We start from the raw sequence: 22,046 nt of genomic DNA, 5'->3' as shown, positions 1-22,046 counted from the left end.
TAATTTCTAATAGGTTCATTCATTTTTTTTATTGATGGTGTGTAATTATAATACAATCAGATTTTAATTTTATGCTAATTAGGTATTCTATGTATTAGAAAATTACCTAAAAATAATGCTTAATCTTTAAACAACGAAAAATCAATCCCCTCAATTTCCTTTCTATATGCTGGCCATTCAGTCGCAAAGAAATTATCTATTTTTGTCATTACTTCAGAAACTTTTTCATCCGCATTTTTTATCAATTCTAGTTGTGTTTTTCCAGGCTTTTCTTGTAAACTGCCTACATACCTTCTGGCTGTACTTAAAAAGTTCATAGGAGTTGGTTCTGGGTTCCGTGTAATGCCTTGTCGCTTGTCTTCTTTGCCTATCATAGCATCAATTAGTTTATTAATAGACGTAACGATAGAATCACTTTTTTTAATGACTTCTTTATATTTTTTGGCATCTACGTCTTTAAACTGCTTTTTATACGTGGTTGCAATTTCTTTAGATTCGTTCAATTGAGCAACTGCTTTTCCTGTTAATTCCATCTGTTGCTCTAATTGTTTTTGTAAGTCATATTTTCTTTTTAGAACATCATATGGCATTTCTACACGTGGGTCGTAAGCTACTTTTACGGTAGTGGAATCTTTATGGTTGCCATAATGAACTACTACTTTATAATTGCCAGGTAATACACCTACGCCACGGGGTTCAGGACTATCTTTTTTGGCAATTTTTCTAGAAGGACCTCTAACACCTTTTTCATCTAAATTCCAACTTGCTTTTTGCAGTCCACTTTCTTTTGGTGCTTTTTGTTTTAATGTTCTAATCAATTCGTTTTTGGAATTATAAACTTTCAACGTAATGGAATCAGATTTTTTACTTTTTGCCGTATCTGTTGGTTTATTTATACTGTAATTGATTTTTGCTCCTCTTAATGATCTGTTTTCTCCATTAAATAGTGCATTGCCACCAAAACGAGTACCTGATGGTTGCTGGATGAGGTTGATAAATGCATCTGGCGAGTCATACACTTTTAATGGGTTGTTTAAAATTTGACTGCCTTCTTTAGCTAATGTCCGTAAAGGTCTAATGTCATCTAATACATACATAGAACGACCAAAAGTGGCAATGACTAAATCGTGTTCTCGTGGGTGGATACCTAAATCCATTGTAGATACACTTGGGTAATCGTTAGTCCATTTGGTCCATGTGTTGGCCTCATCTAAACTAACATATAATCCGTTTTCTGTACCAAGAAATACTAATTTCTTTTCTATTGGGTCTTGAATTAAAGCGAGAGAATACCCAAACGTCTCCTCTTGATTGTCTAACAAACTTTCCCAAGTTTTACCATAATCTTTGGTTCTGAATAAATAAGGTTTAAAATCGAAATTTCTATAATTATTGATTACGGCATACGCTTCACCAGCATTAAATGTAGAAGCTTTAATTTGAGTTATCCAGCTTTCTTTAGGGAATTTTTTATGTTTTAAAGGAGTAACATTGGTCCATGTTTCACCACCATTTCTAGTCAGTTGTATTTGTCCATCATCCGTGCCCACCCATAGTAATCCTTTCTCTAAGGTACTTGGGGTTATGGCTAAAATAGTGGTATGATTTTCGGCTCCGGTGGCATCCATCGTAATTCCACCACTTTCGTGTTGTTTTTGTTTTTCAGGATTGTTAGTGGTTAAATCTGGAGAAATTACATCCCATTCATGGCCTTTATTCGTAGTTTTATGTACAAATTGACTTCCAAAATATAGGGTTTCACTATCAAATGGATCCATAGCAATTGCTGAGTTCCAATTAAATCTAAGTTTTACATTAGGGTCAGGATGCGTAGGACGAATCATTTTCGTATTTCCAGTTAATCTATCATATCGACCAACAGAACCTTGTTGAGACATTCCGTACCCGTAGCGAGAATTTTTTGGGTCTGGAATTACATCAAAACCATCGCCAAACATAAGTTCTTGCCAATATGAATTTCTAATTCCTTGAGCTTTTAATACGTATGCTGGTCCAATCCATGAACCGTTATCTTGCATACCGCCGTAAAGGTTATACGGATAATCCATATCGAAATTGATATGATAGAATTGTCCAACAGGAAGGTTTTCTACAAAACGCCAAGTTTTACCTTTATCACGTGTAATATTTAATCCGCCATCATTACCATCAATCATAAAACTTGGATCATTAGGATTGATATACCAAGCATGATGGTCAGGATGAATACCTGAATCTGAATTGTACGCAGGCATTAATTCTTTAAAGGATTTTCCGCCATCATCACTTACATTAACATAGGTGTAAACCGTGTACAATCTGTTTTCATTTTTAGAATCAACAAACAAATCGGAATAGTAAAAAGGACGATTACCAATTTCGGGTTTGTCATTTATTTTTGTCCATTTAATACCTCCATCTTCTGATTTGTACAAGGCATTTTTCTTTGATTCTATTAAGGCATAAACCACTTTCGGGTTGCTTTGAGAAATGGCTAATCCAATCCGACCTAAATTGCCTTTTGGAAGTCCATCTTTATCTGTTTTTTTTGTCCAATTTTCACCACCATCATAGGTGATATATAATCCCGAACCTTCACCACCTGAATTAAAAGTCCATGGTTTACGTCTGTGTTCCCACATGGCTGCAATTAATTTATTCGGATTATTAGCATCAACTACCAAATCGGCAGCCCCCGTTTTATTATTTACAAAAAGTGATTTTGTCCATGTTTTACCACCATCCGTAGTTTTAAAAACACCACGTTCAGGATGCTCACCCCAAGGAGAACCGATTGCCGCTACATAAACGGTATTGGGATTGTCTTTGTCAATAATTATTCTATGGATATTCCGCGTTTTTTCTAAGCCCATAAGTTTCCAAGTAACTCCAGCATCAAGACTTTTGTAAATTCCATATCCGCCATTTAAGCTATTTCTTGGATTCCCTTCTCCGGTTCCAACCCAAATAACATCTGTATTGCTCTGTTGAATGGCAATTGCACCAATACCTTGAATAGGTTGTTTGTCAAAAATGGGTTTCCAGTCAATGCCACCACTTTCCGATTTCCAAACGCCACCAGAAGCGGCTCCAACATAGATAATATCAGGATTGTTATCTACAGCATCAATTGAAGTAATGCGACCACTCATACCCGCAGGACCAATATTACGAGGTTTCATACTCTTTAGTTTTTCTAAATCTAATTGTTGTGCATTTAACAACGTGGAAATAAAGAATGCAAGAAGGGTGAGTTTTTTCATAGTATAGGTTAGTTATAAAGACTACTAAAGTAATTGTTATTTATATGAAATACAATTTTCATAAAAGAACCCTGCTGCAATTACACAAATAATGTGAGTACTTTTTAGTATATTGCAGGTTCAATAATTTTTGAAACTTTCGTTGCAAACAATGGATAAAACCAGATTTAAATATTTTCATTTTATAATTATTGCTTTTTTATTATTTGGCTTTAGTATTCAAAGTTTTTCTCAAGATATTCCTGAAAAAAAACATCCTGATAAAGCAGTTCAAGATTATGTAAATTTATTATCTGATAATGAGCAGAGACAATTAAATCTTAAGTTAAAAAATTACGCAGACACCACTTCAACAGGAATAGCAATAGCGATAAGGGATGATATTGTAGATGATATAAATTTCTATGGGGCACAGATGTTAGCCGCATGGGGTTTAGGCCAAGCTAAAGAAGATAATGGAGTGTTGATAGTTTTAGATACAAATCAACGAAAGGTGGCCATATCAACTGGTTATGGTGTTGAGCATTTATTAACTGATGCATTATCTAAACGTATTATTGAAACTATCATTACTCCCCAATTTAAACAAGGAAATTATTATGAGGGATTAGATAGAGCTACTTCTGCAATTATGCAAATCCTCAATGGTGAATATAAAGGTACTCCACAAGGTGATGGTGGAGGTGGAATTCCTGTTGTATTTATTATCATTTTTGTTATTGTTTTGCTGATTATACTTTCGGGTCGAAATAAACGAAATGGCGGAAATGGTGGGAATAAACGAAATGGAGCTACGCAATCAATATTAGAAGCTATTATTTTAAGTCGTGCTGGCCGTGGCGGTTTTGGTGGAGGCGGCTTTGGCGGTGGCTTTGGTGGTGGTTCTAGTGGTGGCGGTTTTGGTGGTTTTGGCGGTGGAATGGGCGGCGGAGGTGGAGCTTCCGGAAGTTGGTAAGAAACGAATTGTTACAAATTAACTTATGAAAAAAGGCATTATATCTGTAATTATTTTGATTACTTATTTTTCCTGTCAGGATAAAGTTGATGAAAAGCCTACAGTTTCTGCGAAATCAAATAATCCTTATATTTTAGTATTAGGTAATGCTCAAGATGCCGGTTATCCTCAAATTGCGTGTCAAAAAGAATGCTGTAATCGGGTAAGTCTAAACCCAGAATTAAAAAGATTTGTGAGTTCAATAGCTGTTATTGATCCTATTTCTAATGAAAGTTGGATTTTTGATGCTACACCTGATTTTACTGCCCAAACTAAACTTTTATCAAAATATGTAAAGGATAAGCCCTTGCCTGATGGTATCTTTTTAACTCATGCTCATATTGGGCATTATACAGGGTTAATGTTCTTAGGTAGAGAAGCTCTTGGAGCGATAAAAATGCCCGTTTTTGCAATGCCGAAAATGCAACAGTTTTTGACAGAAAATGGACCTTGGAGTCAATTAATAGAGCTAGAAAATATTGATATACGGCCATTAAAGCAAGACTCCATTATCGTATTGAATAGCAGAATTTCAGTAATGCCTATTCAAGTTCCGCATCGTGATGAATTTTCTGAAACGGTCGGTTTTATCATTCATAATCAACATAAAAAGGCTCTCTATATTCCTGATATTGATAAGTGGGAAAAATGGAATAGAAAAATAACAGATTATATTAAAGAAGTTGACCTCGCCATAGTAGATGCTACCTTTTTTAAAGAAGGAGAAATTAATAGAGATATGAGCGAAGTGCCACATCCTTTTGTTGAAGAAAGTATGACTTTGTTTGAAAACCTATCTGAAGGCGACAAAAGGAAAGTCTTTTTTATTCATTTTAATCATACAAATCCATTATTAATTGAAGAGAGTGATGCTCAGAAGTTAGTTCAAAATAAAGGGTTTAATATTGCAAAACAGGGTTTGGTGATTTCGTTTTAATTTCTCCATAATATTAAATCACAAGATAAAACACTCCTAAGGTCCCCTCAAGGTGATAATTTTCGCAATTAGAATTCATAATAACAATGAACTTAGTTTATAAGAACTTAAGGTAGGTTGAGTTTATTCAAAATATAATCAATTACGATTGTCCCCTTTAGGGGACCTTAGGAGTATCCGTCCAAATTTAGACGCTACATTATCGTATAAGTCGAAGTATTTCTATTAATTTGTATTACAATTGTAAAAGTCCCATTAACTCACTCTTTTTAATAAATGAAATTTTTATCCTGTCTTATTTCCTGTCTTGTTTTATTAAGTTGTAAACCTGTATTTGAGGAACCAGTTATCGCATTAGATGATTATAAAATAGAGGAAGGCTTTACTTTAGAATTAGTGGCTTCTGAACCCTTATTAGATGCTCCAGTTGCTATTGATTTTGATAATAAGGGTCGCATTTGGGTGGTGGATATGCCTGGATTTATGAATGGAGAAACGGATCCTATTGCTTCTATTAAAATTTTAGAAGATTTAGATAATGATGGAGTAGCTGATCATGCCAAAATTGTTGTAGATAGTCTGGTTATGCCAAGGGCATTAGCTTTAGTTTATGGTGGGTTATTATATGCTGAACCGCCTAATTTATGGTTTGCTGAAATTGAGAATGATCAAATAAAAAATAAAATACTAGTTGATTCTCTCTACGCTCCTGATGGAAATCCAGAACATCAACCCAATGGTTTAATAATGAATATTGACAATTGGATTTATAGTGCTAAATCTAATTTTAGATATCAGAAAAAACATGGTAAATGGATAAAAGAACCAACATCTTTTCGTGGGCAATGGGGAATTACAAAAGATGATTTCGGACGGCTTTATTTTAATGATAATTCAAGGCAGCTATTAGGTGATTATGTATTGCCAAATTTGTTAATTAGAAATAAATTTTATACCCCAAAAGAAGGGTTAAATAGAGTATTAACAGATAATCAACGTGTATATCCGTTATATCCAACACCCGTAAATCGTGGTTATGTAAAGGGAGTTTTAGATAAGGACAGTCTACTTGTTCATTTCACAGCTGCTTGCGGACCTTTGGTATATCGAGGTACTAATTTTTCTGATAATTATAACCAGAATGTTTTTGTTTGTGAACCTGCTGCCAATTTGGTGAAAAGAAATATTTTAACCTTTAATGGTGTGTATACGGAGGCCAATCAGGCTTACCAAGATAAAGAGTTTTTAGCATCAACAGATGAAGGGTTTAGACCTGTTAATTTAAATAATGGTCCTGACGGAAATATGTACATTGTAGATATGCATCGAGGTGTTATACAACATCATGTGTACTTAAGTCCATATTTAAAAAAGAAATCTAAAGAAGAAAAGTTGGACTCCTTAGTAGATTTTGGACGTATTTTAAAAGTTTCAAAAACCGGCGTTCAAAAACAAAATGTACCTGACTTAAATGGTTTGTCAAATGAAGCGTTGGTAAATTTGTTAAAAAGTGAAAACGGCTGGTTAAGAGATCGAGTGCAACAATTAATTATTTTAAAAGGAGATAAGAGTACTATAAACTTATTGAATGATGTAGTACAAGAAGTGCAATCTCCATTGGCTCAGCTTCATGCCATGTATGCATTACAGGGTTTAGATGCCTTGAGTTTTGAAACACTTGTAGATATTGCTAAAAATGGAAATAGTGAGGTTGGTGCACATGCTGTTATTTTATTAGAAGATTTTGCTAAGAAAGAAAATACAAATGTTGCGTCACTTCTATTTAAAGAGTTAATTGGTAAAAATAGCATTACGCTTGACTTTTATTTAAGTGCTATAATTGGCAATTGGGCAACTGTAAATAAAGAAGCCTTTTTACCTTTTATTGAAATGTTATCTGCAAAATATAAAAATCACCAAATTTTTCAAGAGGCATTAGTGAGTGGGTTTTCTGACACTACTATTGGTTTGCAAAAGGAATTGATTGAAAAGGAGAATGTTAAAAACACTTTATTTGCTGAGGTGTTAACCAAGAATATAAAACAGTTTGAGGATAAAAAGCTGAATACATTGTATGTTAAAATAGGCCCAACAAAAGATGCACGGACAAATGGAGCCCATTTGTATCAACAAATTTGTGCTGCTTGTCATAGTTCTGGTGGTGAAGGAATTGAAGGTTTAGCTCCTCCGTTGTTAGATTCAGAGTATTTGAAAACAAGTATGGAAAAATTGGGACTTGTTTTACTTCATGGATTAGAAGGGTCAGTAACTATTAATAATACCGTTTATAATTTTAATGGCACGATGCCTGGCTTAATTGATAATACGAATATTTCTGATACCGATCTACACGATATTATTAATTATATAACCAGTGCTTTTACTAAAAAACCAAGTTCTTTAAGTATTGAAAAAATAAAGGAACTTCGTAACCAGAAATCAAAGAGTGGATCAGAATTTACAGAAGCTGAGCTTAATACACTTTTTAAGTAATTAAATGAAGTCTAGAATCGTCTAAATCTCCGACCTTTTCTTACTTCACCTGCTTTGCCAAGTGTATTAAATTTGTAACTAAACCCAATCATAAAATATTGTTGTAAAACAGTACTCTGTGAATCTTCAATGTAGTTTTCGTTAGTAACTCTTCTTGCATTGGTGTTCTGATTTAGTAAATCGTAAGCTTTTAAACTAATCATACCCTTATCTTTCATAATAGAATAAGATACTGTGGAGTTCCAAAACCAAGCACTTTTCTGAAAACCATCAGCAATATTAGGATTGTAAGTATATGTTATGTTATTATTCCATTCCAATTGTTTAGGTATAGTTGTAGTTGTTTCAATACCTAACCAATGTGTTACAAATTTTGTGTCATTAAATTGATCAATATCAAAAGTGTTGTTGGCAAAAGACAAACGATAATTAGGTCTTATTTCGAAAAGGTCTTTCCATTCAAATGTAAGTGACATATTAGGAGTAATGGTTGTGTTTTTAGAAGCATATTTTACATCATTATTAAAATTTATATTTTTATTTGTATTCACATTTAGGCCTAATCGAAGTTTAATCGTTTTTACAGAATCTATTTTTATCGATTTGTTAAAACCACTACCAATACCTAATTGATAGGTGCCGTTAACATTGGCGTAGGTAGTTGACCTTAAGAAATTTTCATCAATTGTGGTTTTGGCAATAACTTGATTATTAGTTAAACCTGACCATAAATAGCTGTAAAATCCAGAACCTTTTTGAAAATCAAAACTATTGAAATTCATATTGATACTATGTTCGTTAGATGGAACTAGATTCGGATTTCCTATTCTAATATTCAACGGATTTGAGATGTCTGTAAAGGGTTGTAATTGACTTAGCTGAGGCACTCTACTTCTTAAGCTATAACGAAATCCAAATGATTTTTTAGAACTGAATTGATATCTAAATCGGGATGAAGCTGAAAACGTATTAAAATTTCGTTTTAAATCAAGCTCTGGTCTTAAGACATCTTTATTTTCCAGCACTCGGTATACATGAGAACCTCTCAAATTAAAATAAATTTTATCTTTTCTATAATTTAATCGCACACCTTGATCACTCGTTTTGTTTAGATATTCATAGTTTGTACTTAAATCAGTATTAAAATCGGTAAAATCTTGTGCCGTATCGTTAAAGTCATAAGTACTTTTAATATTCTCATTTTTATCTCTGCTATACTCATGTTGTAAATCGATATAAAATTCTTTACCAATTATGGGTATTCGATAAGTGAGTTCTGTATCAAAACTATTATTATCATTTTTACCATCAGTATACTGATCTCTTGTTATCGTTTCAGGTGTGTTTCCATAAATTTCAGTTTGAGAATTTAGAAAGTCGTCGCTAGTATTAGAGCGAAATTCGTTGTTCAATTCAAACTTTAGAAACGAACCTTTAGTGCCGAATTTTTTGGTAATACTAAATTCATTTTCAAAACTTTTAGCGGTGCTTTCGACGAAAGATTCTGTAGTAGATTCATTCGTTAAAACACTAGTATCATCACTAGAATTTTCGTATTCATCATATTCTCTTTTGTTTGTTGAATACCCGATTGATGGTTGAATGTTAATGTATAATGTAGTATCAATGTTTATTTCAAACTCTAGATTTGCTTTATGATTTTCTGATTGATTGGATGACGTGGATTCTGAACGTGTAAAATACCTTTCATCGGGTAAAATATTTTCCCTTTCTTTAGAACTTTTATCATCTGAATTACTGTTAGAGTAAAAGTAGTCAGTGGATATATCTATCTTTTTTCCGATTTTATCGGCATAATTAAAGCCAGTATTTTTAGATGTTGTTACTCCTTGTCCACCACCAAAAGATCTGCCACCGATGGAATAAGAAACTTGCCCGCCGGGTCCCATACGGTAAGAAGCTTTTCCGCCACCAAACATTTTTTCAATTTCTCCAAAACTAAAGCCTAATGAGTTAATATTGTTACCACCCGCTAATACACTAATTCGCCTATCGTTATTAAAATAATTAAACATACCGGCACCTTCCCAGCGTTTGTCAGTACCACCACCTGCTGAAACACGTCCAAAAACACCTTTATTGTTTTCTTTGGAAATAGTTAAATTAATAGTCTTATCATCACCAGTACTTTCCTCTCCTGTAAAGGCTTGCGATTTTGTTTTTGTATCTGTAATTTGAATTTTTTCAATAATATCTTTGGTTAAACTCCTTGTGGTAATAGTTGGGTCATCACCGAAAAAAGGTTTACCGTTGACTAGTATTTTGCTTACCTCTTTTCCATTCACTGTTATTTTACCATTTTCATCAACTTCTACACCCGGTAATTCTTTTAATACATCTTCTACATTGGCATCTTTTTTAGTTTTAAAAGAACTCACGTTAAATTCTAGGGTATCCTTTTTTATTGTAATTGGCGATCTAGATTTTATAAGCACTTCGTCTAATAAATTGGCATCAGCTAATTTAATAGTTTGCAAATTTATCGGAGTATTTTGATAGTTAATTAGTTTGCTATACGTTTTAGATCCAATAAATGAAACGTTAATTCTGAATTTTTTCCATGAAGATTTTCCTTCTAATTTAAAATGACCGTTTTCATCTGTAATAGTGTAAGTGACAAGAGTACTATCTTTTGCTCGTTCTAAATATACAGTGGCAGATTCAAGTGGTGTATTGTCGGTTTCGGAAACAATAGTTCCTGAAATTTGATAAGGTTTAGATTGTGCAAAAATAGCGACAGTGCATAGCAGTACTATACAGGTGATAAGATTTTTCATTATTGGGTTGACAGTGGGTTGAAAAACAAATAAACGTAAAATCATTTCAGTGAACTAAATAATTAGTTTAAAGTTTTGTTAAATAAATCTTAAAAGTGGTTTTGATAGTTATGTAGATATGTATGATTAATTGTCGTTAAGGTTTAATACTTTCGCACTTCTATTTTTTAGAAAACTACATCAATGACAGATTCAATGAAAACTACATCAAAATCAGCCAATATTTTATTGCTAATTGGTATTTTGTTTATTGCTCTAAATTTGCGACCTGCTATTGCTGGAGTTGGTCCCTTGGTTGATGATATTAAATTGGCTACAGGTCTTTCAAATGCGATGTTAGGTTTGTTAACCACGTTACCTCTAATTGCTTTTGGAGTTATTTCAATGCTGACCCCTTTATTTACAAATCGTTTTGGTATTGGTAAAACCTTATTTGGAGCTATGATACTCTTAATAATCGGGATTTTGATACGGTACATTGAAGGTAATTTTTTTCTTTATTTCGGAACACTACTATTTGGAATCTCCATCGCTTTTGGTAATGTATTATTGCCGGGTATAACAAAACGTAATTTTTCTAAAAATTCAGGATTAGTTACCAGTTTGTATTCTGCAGTAATGGCTGTAGGTGCATCATTGGCCGCAGGTGTAAGTGTACCTTTGACGCATATAAAAGGTGTAGGTTGGAGAGAATCACTAGTAGTTTGGGCACTCTTGGCTTTTATTGCGGCAATCATTTGGTTTCCTCAAGTTAACAGATTAAAAAGGCCTCCCATAAAGAATGATTTTATAAAAGCGATGAAATCACTCACCAAGTCTAGATTGGCTTGGCAAGTGGCCATTTTTATGGGCTTACAGTCATTAACCTTTTATGTAATTTTAGCTTGGTTACCGGCTATTTTAATTAGTAGAGGTTTTGAAGCTGATTATGCGGGGTGGATGCTTTCTTTATCGCAAGCAACAGGGATTTTGGCTTCATTAATTGTGCCCATTATTGCAGGTAGAAGAAAAGATCAACGGAGTATTGTATGGGTTTTGATTTTGATGGAAATCATTGGAATTATTGGGCTTATGCTACCTCAATTTGGTGGCGTTGCTATTTGGGTTTCTTTAATCGGATTCGTATTAGGAGGTTCTTTTGGGTTGTCTTTACTTTTTATCGTTTTGCGATCGCATAATACCGCATCGGCAACCGAATTATCTGGTATGGCACAATCAATTGGGTATATAATTGCTGCTACAGGGCCCTTTATTTTTGCCAGTATTTTTGATTTTACAGGAAGTTGGGTGTATGCACTTATGTTGTTGTTAGTAGTATCGGTATTGAAATTGTTTTCAGGATTGTATATAGGGAAACCAGGTGAGGTGTAATTGGTAGGTAAAGAAGAAATTCAGAATACGAACAGCATTTGGAAACAACCTTTTATAGATATTAGATTTGTATTGTAAGTTTAAATTTTATCTAACTTAATATTTAGAGTGATATTTGTGCCTTCACCAATTACAGAGTTAATAAATATCCTACCATTTATATATTTAATGCGTTCTTCCATAAATAATAAACCCATACCTTTTTCTGTGTTTGTTTTAACTTGATCAATGTCAAAACCGATACCGTCATCTGCTATGGTTATGCTCATGATATCTGAGCTATGATTAATTGAAACAAAAATATAATTGGCTTTTGCGTATTTAATGGCATTATTTACGGCTTCCTGAGTAATTCTATACAAATTTGTTTCTGTGAGAGAATCTAATTTAATATCAAAGTCTGTTTTATTTTGAAATACAATGTTTTTCCCGGTAAGTTTTGAGAGTTGAACAGTTAACGTTTGTAGTGCAGAAGAAATACCTAACTCCGTTAATTCTGGAGGAACCAAATTAAAAGTTGCCATTCTAACACCTTGAATAATTTCTTTTGAAAGGGCCTTTAAGTTTTCAATTTTTTTAAGAGAAACTTCAATATTATTTAAATTGATAGATTCTGCATTAAATTTTAATGCGGTTAGCATTTGGCCTATACCATCGTGAATGTCTTTGGCTATTCTTTTTCGTTCTTCTTCTTGTGCTTCGATAATTTTACTAGAAAGAATCTTTTGTGATTCTATTTCCTCTTGATATTTTTCTTTAGAAATCCGTTCTAGTTCCGTTTCATTATGTTTCCGTTGTGTAATATCCGTACATAAAATCAGTGTTTTTTGTTTTAAACTTACTCTTTTTAGCGGAATAATAGACATGTCTAACCAAAGGTCTGTGTCGTCTTTAGTTATTATCTGAACCTCACCTGTCCATATTCTACCCTTATTTTTTAAAAGTTCTTTTAAATACATTTGTTGCCCAAGGTCAGTAGTAAGTAACTCTTCTAAGGCTCCTTTTATAGTATTGGTAGAAAGTCCTAATAGGTTTTGTAGCTTCTTACTCATATGTAATATAGAACCTTCTGAATTGGTACTAACAAACAATACCGCATTATCAATAGCGTAATTTAATTGCTGTAATTCTAATAATGATTCTTCCTTAGCAATATACATTTCATTTAGCTGTTCGGTTTTTAAAATAGCTTCTTCTTTAGTCTTCAATAAATCGTTAATTGTATCTTTTATTTTTATTGAAAAAGGTCTGAATAGAAGGAGAATTTCAAGTGCAAGAATTAGTAAAGCAACGACTAGTAATAGTGTTTCTAAGTATTTTAATTTAGTTACTTTGGCTTTACTTATGTCATCATATTTAAAAACAAGAACATCCATTGCGTTTAAAAATTCAGTTTCATTAGTTAGGATACTCTTGGTTTCTTTTTTAAGTAAAGTAATTGACGTGTTGGGGTCCTTTTCTAATTTTAAAAGTAAATTTTCAACAGCTTTTTTTATGGGTGAGAAATATAGAGCAACCTCAGAAAACATAGTTAGTATTTCTTTATTACTTTCTTTGGGTAAACTTAATTTTTGGTTTCCATCAATTAGACCATCGTGAGAAGATGACCAAAGTTGAAACGTTTTTTTAATTTGATTAATTTTTTCTTTTCTTTCGTCTGAAGTATCACTGTCGTTTAAGAATAAAATCTCCTTGGTTAATTTCTGGCTTAACATACGTTGTCTACCAGCAATATTTATAACTCTTGAATCATTTATTTGCGTACTAATATGATTCTGAATTAATAATTGGGAAATTATAATGGTAATGGCTATTGCCAAAAAGGCAAGCAAATATAACTTTCTTAGTTTTTTGAAAATAACACTATCGAGTATGTTGTTATTTTTAGGTTTAGACACAAAGTAAAATTTATGATGAATTAAGCTAAGGCTTTTTGTATGAGCTGTATTGAATTTTTTGAGAAGTTAATTTTCATTGCTTCGTCATGACCTTTTTCAGACATTTTTGCCCATGTTTTTTTTAAGATGTCAATCAGTTTTTCTTCAGAATATTTTCCTGAAAAAGTTTCAAAATAATAATCTAAAAATACCAAACAGATTACGTCTTCTAAGATCTGAGTATCTTTATTTTTTTTAAGTTGTTTCTTCTTTAAAAGAAAAGTGACCGAATTTATAAATTCTTCATCAAAACCAACAGTTTTTAGAATTTCTGATGCTGTTTTAGCATGAAATACGGATAGGTCACTTCTCCAAGTCAAATAACCTTTTCTATTCATTTCATAAGAATCTCTTGGTATTTGCCATCTACAAATATGTTGACATCTAACGGCCAATTTTAAAGCGTAAGATGCATTGGGCTCAAAAAGATCTAATTTTTCAGTCATTCTTTGAGCATAAAGTAATTCTTTAGGGTACGTTGTACCGTTCCAAATTTCTTTATTAGGATCATCTGAATTTGCTTTGTCAAATAATGCTATTGCGTTTTCGTATTTTGTATTCACAGTTTATAGGCAATGATTGTACTTCAAACTTATTCAGAAAATCCGATATACACAAAGTTATCCTCAATTTTCACTGGATATATTGCAATTGGATCTAATTCGCCATTTAAATTCTCACCTGTTTCTAATGAGAATGTTTTTTTATGCAAAGGGCAAGCAATTTTAGGAATTCCTTTATCATCTCCAATCATCCCTCTAGATAGTACCATTTCTTTTTTTTCTGGTGAAAGATTTTGACACGCATACCATTTATGTTGCCTAGAAAAATTGAAAACAGCAATTTGTTTTTCTTTGTATTTTACGCAGGCACCGCCATTTTTTGGAAATTTGCTAATTTCTGCAGCCTTAAACCATACGGTAACACTTTCTAAAGGGACCGTGCTATAATCTTTTAATAGTGTATCTAACATTGTATTATTTTTATAAGAAAACTTATGCCCAAGGAGTTGGCATTTTTTGTTCTCTTAGGTTAACAAATTCTATATTTTTATCTTCTTCATCCGAATTGACAAAATGAGTGTATCTGGCTCTTATCTCTGGATTTTCTACAGCTTCAGTCCATTCGCATTTATAGGTGTCTACCATAAACTGCATTTCTTCATCCAATTGTTTTACGATACCTAAGCAGTCATTTATTACTACATCTTTTACATAGTCAATGCCACCTTCAAGCTTGTCTAACCAAGCGGCAGTTCGCATTAAAGGCTGTGCTGTTCGTATATAAAACATTAAATAGCGATCTACATATTTAATAGCAGTCTCTTTGTCTACTTTTTCTGCAAGTAATACGGCATGTTTCGGATTTGCACCTCCATTACCACCGATATAAATATTCCAACCCCCTTCTACAGCGATAAAACCAAAATCTTTTCCTCTAGCTTCTGCACATTCTCGGATACATCCAGACACACCACCTTTAAATTTATGTGGAGAACGTATCCCTTTATATCTGTTTTCAATTTCAATAGCAAAACTTACACTTTCATCTAAACCATATCTACACCATGTAGATCCCACACAACTTTTTACAGTACGTAATGATTTTCCATAGGCTTGTCCCGTTTCAAACCCTTCGGCTATTAGTTCTTCCCATATTAATGGAAGTTCATGTAGTTGTGCTCCGAACATAACAATACGTTGACCTCCGGTTATTTTAGTGTATAAATCATATTTGTTACCAATCCTCCCCATGGCAATTAGTTGTTTTGGGCTAATCTCTCCACCTGCAACACGTGGTACTACAGAATAGGTTCCATTACGCTGAATATTGGCTAAATATCTATCATTAGAATCTTGAATAGTTTCCTGTTTGTTGGCAGTTTCATTAAAGATGCTTGCAAATAATGAAGCGGCTAATGGTTTGCATATTTCACATCCATTTCCTGTTCCATGTGAATCTAAAAGTAGGTCAAAATCTTTAATCTCTTTCATTTTAACGATATCGTACAATTCTTGACGTGAATAATCAAAATGTTCACAAATACGTTCTTTTACAACTTTGCCTAAAGACTTTAAAGTCTCTTTAACCAAATCATCAACCATGGGTTTACAACCACCACAACTGGTACTTGCTTTAGTTGCCTTGGCTACATCTTTAAGTGTTTCATTTCCATCATCTGATACAGAACAGCAAATTTGACCTTTCGTAACATTCTCACAAGAACATACTACAGCGTTATCTGGTAAATCCATTGCACTACCAAAAGCTCCGCCTTCACTTGCAGGTAATATTAGTTGAGATGGGTCTTCAGGGATAGGCATACTATTTAAATACACTTGGTGAAGCATATTATAATCAGATGCATCTCCTACAAGAATTCCACCCAATAGTTTTTTACCATCAAGGCTAACATTTATTCTTTTATAAAGATGTTGTGTTTTATTTTCAAAAATAACAGAGTGTCCTTTGGCGGCGGGCATAAATGGTTCTCCAAAACTAGCAACATCTACTCCAATCAGTTTTAGCTTGGTAGACATGTCTATTTCTGCTGCCATTAAGGTTTCTTGTTTTCCTAAAATTTGAGCAACAGCAACATTTGCCATTTCATAGCCTGGGGCTACTAATCCATAAATCATCTGGTTGTAAAGTGCAACCTCACCAATAGCATAAATATTTTCATCTGAGGTTTGCATTTTATTGTCTACCACAATTCCGCCACGAACTCCCATTTCTAAATCACATGATTTTCCTAGTTCATCTCTTGGGCGAATACCTGCAGAAATTACAAGCATTTCAACATCCAACACATCATCTTCTCCAAATTCCATTCCTGTTATAGCATGTTCTCCTAATATTTGATTTGTAGCTTTGCTTAAATGTATGTTTAAACCAATAGATTCTAATTTTAATTGCAACACTTGACTACTCCGAGAGTCTAATTGTCTTGGCATTAATTTTGGGGCAAACTCAACAATATGCGGTTCTAAGCCCATGTCCATAACAGCTTTTCCGGCTTCCAAACCTAACAATCCACCTCCAAGAACTGCAGCTCTGGCATTTGGATTCTTACCTTTTAATTTTGCAGCATAAGCAAGCATTCCTTCTAAGTCTTCAATTGTTCTATATACAAAGACACCTTCTTTTTCTACACCTTTTATAGGAGGTACAAATGCGGAAGACCCAGTGGCTAGTACCAAATAGTCATATGAGAACTCACGGTTTTTAACCGTCGTTATTTTTTTATTAGCTCTGTGAATGTCCGTTATTCTTTCACTAATGATCAGTTCAATGTTATTTTCAATATACCATTCTACAGGTGCCATTTCTAAAGCTTTTGCATCTTGGTTGGCAAAAAATTCGCTCAAATGAACTCTGTCATAAGCAGGTCTTGGTTCTTCTCCAAAAACAATTATTTTAAAGGCTTTGCTTTCTTCATTAGCAACAAGTTTTTCACAAAATTTGTAACCTACCATTCCATTTCCAACAACTATTATGGTTTTCATACTTAATAATTTTCAATTTATACAAAGCAAAAATAAGTATAAATACGTAATAATTGAAAAAATATACGTAATATTTGGGTTCGATTACGTATTATTGTGGAATAATAAGTTTTACCCACTTAAATTATACATATATATGAAAAATGATAAAATAAATTCGAAAGTTATATTAGTTGGTGCGGGACCAGGGGATAAAGATTTGTTAACTATAAAAGGATATAATGCCATTAAGCAGGCCAATATCATATTATATGATGCACTCGTTAATAAAGAAATACTTAGTTATGCAAATAAAAATGTACCCTGTATATATGTCGGTAAAAGAAATAATAATCACAAGTATTCTCAAGATGACATTAATGAAATGTTGGTAACTAATGCAATTAATTATGGCACTGTTGTTCGGTTAAAGGGAGGTGATCCATTTGTGTTTGGTAGAGGTAGTGAAGAAATTGATTATGTGGAAAGTCGTGGTATAGAAACGGAGTTAGTACCTGGCGTAAGTAGTGCTATTTCCGTACCAGCCTCTCAGGGTATACCCTTGACAAAGAGAGGTATTAGTAATAGTTTTTGGGTTATTACGGCGACTGTTTCTGATGGGAGTTTGCCTAAAGATTTTGCCCTTGCTGCACAGTCTTCCGCAACAATTGTAGTGTTAATGGGTTTGCGTAAATTTTCATTACTTATAAATGAGGTACAGAAATACAGACAGGGGTATACGCCTTTTGCGGTAATTCAGAATGGTACTTGTGTTGATGAAAAAATAATGACAGGTGCAATCAATAATACTGCTAATATTGCTAAAGAAATAGATGTGACCGTTCCTGGGATTATTGTTTTTGGTGATGTTGTTTCTGAGAGTACTTCGTTTATGGATGAGGAAATTCAAAGAGTGTTAGAGTTGTCGTTATAATTAATAATTTCATATTGCTAAGTTGAGTAATGGGATTTTATTAAATACTTATTTTTATCATGTTTAAATTTAGAATAATATAAAAATAAGTAAAAATACTTAATTTAACATACATTAAATTGCGTATAAATACGTAGATATTTACATTTGTAACATAATTTGTTATTAATCTTGTAAATATTTAATTATGACTTCGAATTATCCAAAAGCCAGTAAATTAGAATTATTAAACTTCAAAAGTATTTCAACCAGAACATTCTGGATTACCTCAGTTGCATTTTTCCTTTGTTTCTTCGCTTGGTTTGGCATTGTGCCTTTTATGCCAGATGTGGTTAAAGATTTAGGTTTAAGTCCTGAACAAAAATGGAATTCAATTATTTTGGCGGTAACCGGTACGGTGTTTGCTAGATTGGTGATTGGTAAATTATGCGATAAGTATGGGCCAAGACTCTGTTATACTTGGTTGTTAATGTTAGGGGCAATTCCGGTAATCTTAATTGGGTTTGTACAAACTCCACTACAGTTTTTAATCTGTCGATTATTTATTGGTTTTATTGGAGCTTCCTTTGTTATAACACAGGTTCATACTTCTATAATGTTTGCATCAAACATTGTTGGTACTGCAAATGCAACTTCTGCAGGATGGGGTAATTTAGGTGGGGGAGCTAATAGATTAGGGATGCCAATTATTGCGGCTGCTGTAATTAGTTTTGGTTTGGCAGATGAAGCTAATGCATGGAGGTATTCAATGGTAATTGCTGGTGTTGTATGTTTTCTAATGGGGATTGTTTATTTCTTTTTTACGAAAGATACCCCTGCCGGAAATTTTAAAGAATTAAAGGCGAAAGGGGAGTTTGTAGCCACTAAAAAAGATCAAGTAGGTTTTAAAGAAGTGCTATCAGATTATAGAGTATGGATTTTATTTTTTGTTTATGCAGCCTGCTTTGGAATCGAATTAACGGTTTATGGTACTATGGATGATTATCTTCAAAACACCTTTGGTTTAACTAGGTCTATGGCAGGTAATATCGTGTTGTCTTTTGCCTTGATGAATATTTTTGCAAGAACATTAGGTGGTTTTTTTGGCGATATGTTTGGTAAATCAAGAGGGCTTAGAGGAAGGGTGTTATTTTTATCATTTATCTTGGCGTTAGAAGGCGTAATGCTTTCTATATTTTCTACAATAACTTATTTACCGCTAGGTATATTATTTCTAATTGCTTTTAGTTTAACGGTACAAATGGCGGAAGGTGCCACTTTTTCTGTAGTACCATTTATCAATAAAAAAGCGATAGGTTCAATATCTGGAATAGTAGGGGCAGGAGGAAATGTAGGAGCTTTCTTAGCGGCGATGTTATTGAAATCAAAATCAGCGGTGGCCGAACAAACCGCTATAGCTTCTAATCAAGGAATGGCTGCTGAGATAATTGAAATTGCACAAGGGCAAGCCTCTTCTTTAGCAGTTTCTAGTGGTTATTTTATTATTAGTATGCTAATTTTATTGGCAGCAGTATCCTCATTGGCTATTAAGTTTGCCACAGAAGAAAGTACAGATGAAGTTGAACCAATTAGAGTGGCATTGGCCGATAAATAAAAAAAGATATGAATAAGCATATATTATTAATTATAGGGTTGTTTTTTACAACGTGTATGTCTGCTCAATTTTCACTCGAAGGTGAGTTAAGACCTCGAACTGAATTTAGAAATGGTTTTGGAAGTTTAATTGCTAAAGATGCTGAGCCAGGTTTTGGCGTGTCTACAAGGGCAAGATTAAAGTTTGGTTATAAAACAGATGCGTTAAACCTTTTCATTAGTCTTCAAGATGTTATGGTTTGGGGTGAGAATAGGCAAATTTTACCGGATGATGATAATAATTCATTTGCAATATTTCAAGCTTGGGCTGATTTAAAATTGGGTGAAAATGTATCCACTAAATTTGGTCGCCAAGCTATTGCATATGATGATCAAAGAATAATGGGTGGGCTTGATTGGGCTCAACAAGGGCGTAATCATGATGCCGCTTTGTTAAAATATAAAAAAGGTAGTTTTATGTTTGACCTTGGGTTGGCTTTTAATCAAGATTATGACAACCCGTCAGGATTTATATCAAGCGGAAATATCTATAATACAAAAGGATATTTTTCATATAAAACAATGCAATATTTATATCTTAAAAAATCAGGGAAATCACTTTCAGGAAGTTTTTTAGCATTAAATAATGGATTTCAGGAATTTGATGAAGATGGTGAAACAGGAGATGGGGTTAGTAATTTACAAACTTTTGGTACCCATTTAGAGTATAACAAAGGTAAATTTGGATTGGCAGGAAACCTATACTTTCAAACAGGTAAAAGACAGGGTGAAGTTGATGTAAAGGGAGCGTATTTGGCCAGTTTAGATTTGAGTTTAAAAGCAGGTAATAAAGTAAGTTTGGGGTTAGGAGCCGAGGTTATTAGTGGTAATGATGGAGGTGCTGGTGAAACAGGAGCTTTCTTTCCATTGTATGGAACAAATCATAAATTTAACGGATTTATGGATTATTTTTATGTAGGTAATCATGCTAACTCGATTGGATTGGTGGATGTGCATGTGAGTGCTAATTTCAAATTAGGAGAAAAATCAAGTCTTTTAGTGAAAGCATTAAACTTTTCAGGCGAACAAAAACTACCTAGTGGTGAAAAAAACTTAGGAACAGAATTGGATTTAGTTTTTTCTCAATCATTTAAAGGATATGCACTAAAAGCAGGTTACTCACAAATGTTTGCTTCAGATGGTATGTATGAATTGAAAGGATTGGATGAGTCATTGGCTGCAAATGGTCAAAATTGGGTTTGGTTAATGTTGGTTATTAAACCAAAATTTTTGTAAACGAGTCTATTAAAAATTAACACACTGTTATGCTGTAAGAAGGGTTTTCTCTTTAGTAAAAATACTTAATAAGTAATTGAGTGTTTGTACTTAGTTATATTTTTAAATTTAAGTATTAATAGCTTATATTTGATGACCCAAACAGAATAATTTTGAAAGAAAAAATCAGGATAGTTTTAGCAGATGATCATGCGATTGTAAGAGATGGTGTGAAATATTTATTAGAAGACGAAAAAGATTTAGAGGTGGTTGGTGAAGCTGCTAATGGTAAGGAGGCATTGCAATTGGTTGATAAATATGAACCAGATTTACTAATAATAGATGTAAGAATGCCAGAAATGAATGGTATAGATGCTGTTAGCATATTAAATCAAAAGCCAACCAAAACAAAAGCAATTGTATTGTCAATGCATGATTCTGAAGAGTATATTTTAAAATCTATTGAAGCAAAGGCTATGGGGTATCTGCTAAAAGATGCCAGTAAAGAGGAGGTTTTAAAAGCTATTCATACTGTTGGTAATGGTGGAAAATATTTTAGTGGAGACATTAGTACTGTAATTGTAAATAACCTGCTCAAAAAATCTTCACCAATAGTATCAGCCGACGTTTTAAGTGATACTTCTGCAGTTACAACTGATGAATTTCACTTAACAAAAAAAGAAATTGAAATTCTTCGACTAATTTTATTGGGGAAAACCAATAAAGAAATTTCATTAGAGCTAGATAAAAGTAAGAGAACTATTGAAACACATAGGTTTAATTTGATGAAAAAAATGAACGTAAAGAATTTAATAGAACTTTCAGTTAAGGCTTCAAAACTAGGTCTAAACTAGTATTTTTTACTTATTCGGTTTAATAAACCACCATTCTCTAGTAATTCATCAAAATTAAAGGCTCATTTTTAGCGATATATAACACTATTAAAATTACGTATTAATACGTAATTTTTTATCTTTGGTAAATATT

14 protein-coding genes are annotated in these 22,046 nt (G+C 33.1%); 8 read left to right on the top strand and 6 right to left on the bottom strand.

What is annotated here, in order from left to right; genetic code table 11:
• Positions 1-119 precede the first annotated feature (119 nt).
• A complete protein-coding gene (locus tag FF125_RS19830) occupies positions 120-3,263 on the bottom strand; it encodes a WD40/YVTN/BNR-like repeat-containing protein (RefSeq protein ID WP_138951698.1) in 3,144 nt (1,047 codons plus the stop codon).
• A 151-nt stretch (positions 3,264-3,414) separates the two neighbouring features.
• Between FF125_RS19830 and FF125_RS19825 the strand changes: the two genes are divergently transcribed.
• The 3 genes from FF125_RS19825 (at position 3,415) to FF125_RS19815 (ending at position 7,687) form a co-directional block, all read left to right on the top strand.
• A complete protein-coding gene (locus FF125_RS19825; RefSeq protein ID WP_138951696.1) occupies positions 3,415-4,218 on the top strand; it encodes a TPM domain-containing protein in 804 nt (267 codons plus the stop codon).
• Between the two features lie 25 nt (positions 4,219-4,243).
• Positions 4,244-5,194, top strand: coding sequence for an MBL fold metallo-hydrolase (locus FF125_RS19820; protein ID WP_138951695.1), 951 nt, complete (start codon positions 4,244-4,246; stop codon positions 5,192-5,194).
• 276 nt (positions 5,195-5,470) lie between these two features.
• On the top strand, positions 5,471-7,687 hold the full coding sequence (locus FF125_RS19815; RefSeq protein ID WP_138951693.1) for a DUF7133 domain-containing protein: 2,217 nt from the start codon (positions 5,471-5,473) through the stop codon (positions 7,685-7,687).
• Positions 7,688-7,698: 11 nt separating this feature from the next.
• Here the strand turns inward: FF125_RS19815 and FF125_RS19810 are convergent, their stop codons facing one another.
• Positions 7,699-10,485 (bottom strand): outer membrane beta-barrel protein, encoded by a 2,787-nt coding sequence (locus FF125_RS19810; RefSeq protein ID WP_138951691.1) that lies wholly within the window; start codon positions 10,483-10,485, stop codon positions 7,699-7,701.
• A gap of 183 nt (positions 10,486-10,668) precedes the next feature.
• Between FF125_RS19810 and FF125_RS19805 the strand changes: the two genes are divergently transcribed.
• Positions 10,669-11,856: a CynX/NimT family MFS transporter gene (locus FF125_RS19805; RefSeq protein WP_250629640.1), complete on the top strand. Its 1,188-nt coding sequence runs from the start codon at positions 10,669-10,671 to the stop codon at positions 11,854-11,856.
• 80 nt (positions 11,857-11,936) lie between these two features.
• Here the strand turns inward: FF125_RS19805 and FF125_RS19800 are convergent, their stop codons facing one another.
• From FF125_RS19800 to nirB, 4 genes are read right to left on the bottom strand one after another with little or no spacing between them, the layout of a single operon-like run.
• Positions 11,937-13,754: a sensor histidine kinase gene (locus FF125_RS19800; protein WP_138951689.1), complete on the bottom strand. Its 1,818-nt coding sequence runs from the start codon at positions 13,752-13,754 to the stop codon at positions 11,937-11,939.
• A gap of 20 nt (positions 13,755-13,774) precedes the next feature.
• Positions 13,775-14,356, bottom strand: coding sequence for a DUF4202 domain-containing protein (locus FF125_RS19795; protein WP_117879794.1), 582 nt, complete (start codon positions 14,354-14,356; stop codon positions 13,775-13,777).
• A gap of 29 nt (positions 14,357-14,385) precedes the next feature.
• The gene (gene nirD / locus FF125_RS19790) at positions 14,386-14,766 is read right to left on the bottom strand and encodes a nitrite reductase small subunit NirD (protein WP_138951687.1); all 381 of its coding nucleotides are present in this window, start codon (positions 14,764-14,766) and stop codon (positions 14,386-14,388) included.
• Between the two features lie 22 nt (positions 14,767-14,788).
• Positions 14,789-17,299: a nitrite reductase large subunit NirB gene (nirB, locus tag FF125_RS19785; protein WP_138951685.1), complete on the bottom strand. Its 2,511-nt coding sequence runs from the start codon at positions 17,297-17,299 to the stop codon at positions 14,789-14,791.
• A gap of 136 nt (positions 17,300-17,435) precedes the next feature.
• On the opposite strand from nirB, the gene cobA reads away from it, so the two are divergent.
• The 4 genes from cobA to FF125_RS19765 all read left to right on the top strand — a co-directional run bounded on the left by cobA (position 17,436) and on the right by FF125_RS19765 (position 21,913).
• Complete coding sequence (cobA, locus tag FF125_RS19780; protein WP_138951683.1) at positions 17,436-18,212, top strand: uroporphyrinogen-III C-methyltransferase; 777 nt, start codon at positions 17,436-17,438, stop codon at positions 18,210-18,212.
• 187 nt (positions 18,213-18,399) lie between these two features.
• The gene (locus FF125_RS19775) at positions 18,400-19,806 is read left to right on the top strand and encodes an MFS transporter (RefSeq protein ID WP_138951681.1); all 1,407 of its coding nucleotides are present in this window, start codon (positions 18,400-18,402) and stop codon (positions 19,804-19,806) included.
• A gap of 8 nt (positions 19,807-19,814) precedes the next feature.
• Positions 19,815-21,080 carry an alginate export family protein gene (locus tag FF125_RS19770; protein WP_138951679.1) on the top strand — a complete coding sequence of 422 codons (1,266 nt, stop codon included), beginning with the start codon at positions 19,815-19,817 and terminating at the stop codon, positions 21,078-21,080.
• A 152-nt stretch (positions 21,081-21,232) separates the two neighbouring features.
• Positions 21,233-21,913: a response regulator transcription factor gene (locus tag FF125_RS19765; RefSeq protein ID WP_138951677.1), complete on the top strand. Its 681-nt coding sequence runs from the start codon at positions 21,233-21,235 to the stop codon at positions 21,911-21,913.
• Positions 21,914-22,046: the final 133 nt, after the last annotated feature.

Origin of the sequence: Aureibaculum algae, from assembly GCF_006065315.1 — a bacterium.
GTDB classification, from domain to species: domain Bacteria; phylum Bacteroidota; class Bacteroidia; order Flavobacteriales; family Flavobacteriaceae; genus Aureibaculum; species Aureibaculum algae.
Note: the sequence above shows the minus strand (reverse complement) of the source record. Positions and strands in the feature narration are given on the sequence as shown.

What these genes read in the sequence shown, in the direction of transcription:
- FF125_RS19830 (WP_138951698.1), bottom strand. Translation starts at nt 3,263, where the DNA reads ATGAAAAAACTCACCCTTCTTGCATTCTTTATTTCCACGTTGTTAAAT.
- FF125_RS19825 (WP_138951696.1), top strand. Translation starts at nt 3,415, where the DNA reads ATGGATAAAACCAGATTTAAATATTTTCATTTTATAATTATTGCTTTT.
- FF125_RS19820 (WP_138951695.1), top strand. Translation starts at nt 4,244, where the DNA reads ATGAAAAAAGGCATTATATCTGTAATTATTTTGATTACTTATTTTTCC.
- FF125_RS19815 (WP_138951693.1), top strand. Translation starts at nt 5,471, where the DNA reads ATGAAATTTTTATCCTGTCTTATTTCCTGTCTTGTTTTATTAAGTTGT.
- FF125_RS19810 (WP_138951691.1), bottom strand. Translation starts at nt 10,485, where the DNA reads ATGAAAAATCTTATCACCTGTATAGTACTGCTATGCACTGTCGCTATT.
- FF125_RS19805 (WP_250629640.1), top strand. Translation starts at nt 10,669, where the DNA reads ATGACAGATTCAATGAAAACTACATCAAAATCAGCCAATATTTTATTG.
- nirD (WP_138951687.1), bottom strand. Translation starts at nt 14,766, where the DNA reads ATGTTAGATACACTATTAAAAGATTATAGCACGGTCCCTTTAGAAAGT.
- nirB (WP_138951685.1), bottom strand. Translation starts at nt 17,299, where the DNA reads ATGAAAACCATAATAGTTGTTGGAAATGGAATGGTAGGTTACAAATTT.
- cobA (WP_138951683.1), top strand. Translation starts at nt 17,436, where the DNA reads ATGAAAAATGATAAAATAAATTCGAAAGTTATATTAGTTGGTGCGGGA.
- FF125_RS19775 (WP_138951681.1), top strand. Translation starts at nt 18,400, where the DNA reads ATGACTTCGAATTATCCAAAAGCCAGTAAATTAGAATTATTAAACTTC.
- FF125_RS19770 (WP_138951679.1), top strand. Translation starts at nt 19,815, where the DNA reads ATGAATAAGCATATATTATTAATTATAGGGTTGTTTTTTACAACGTGT.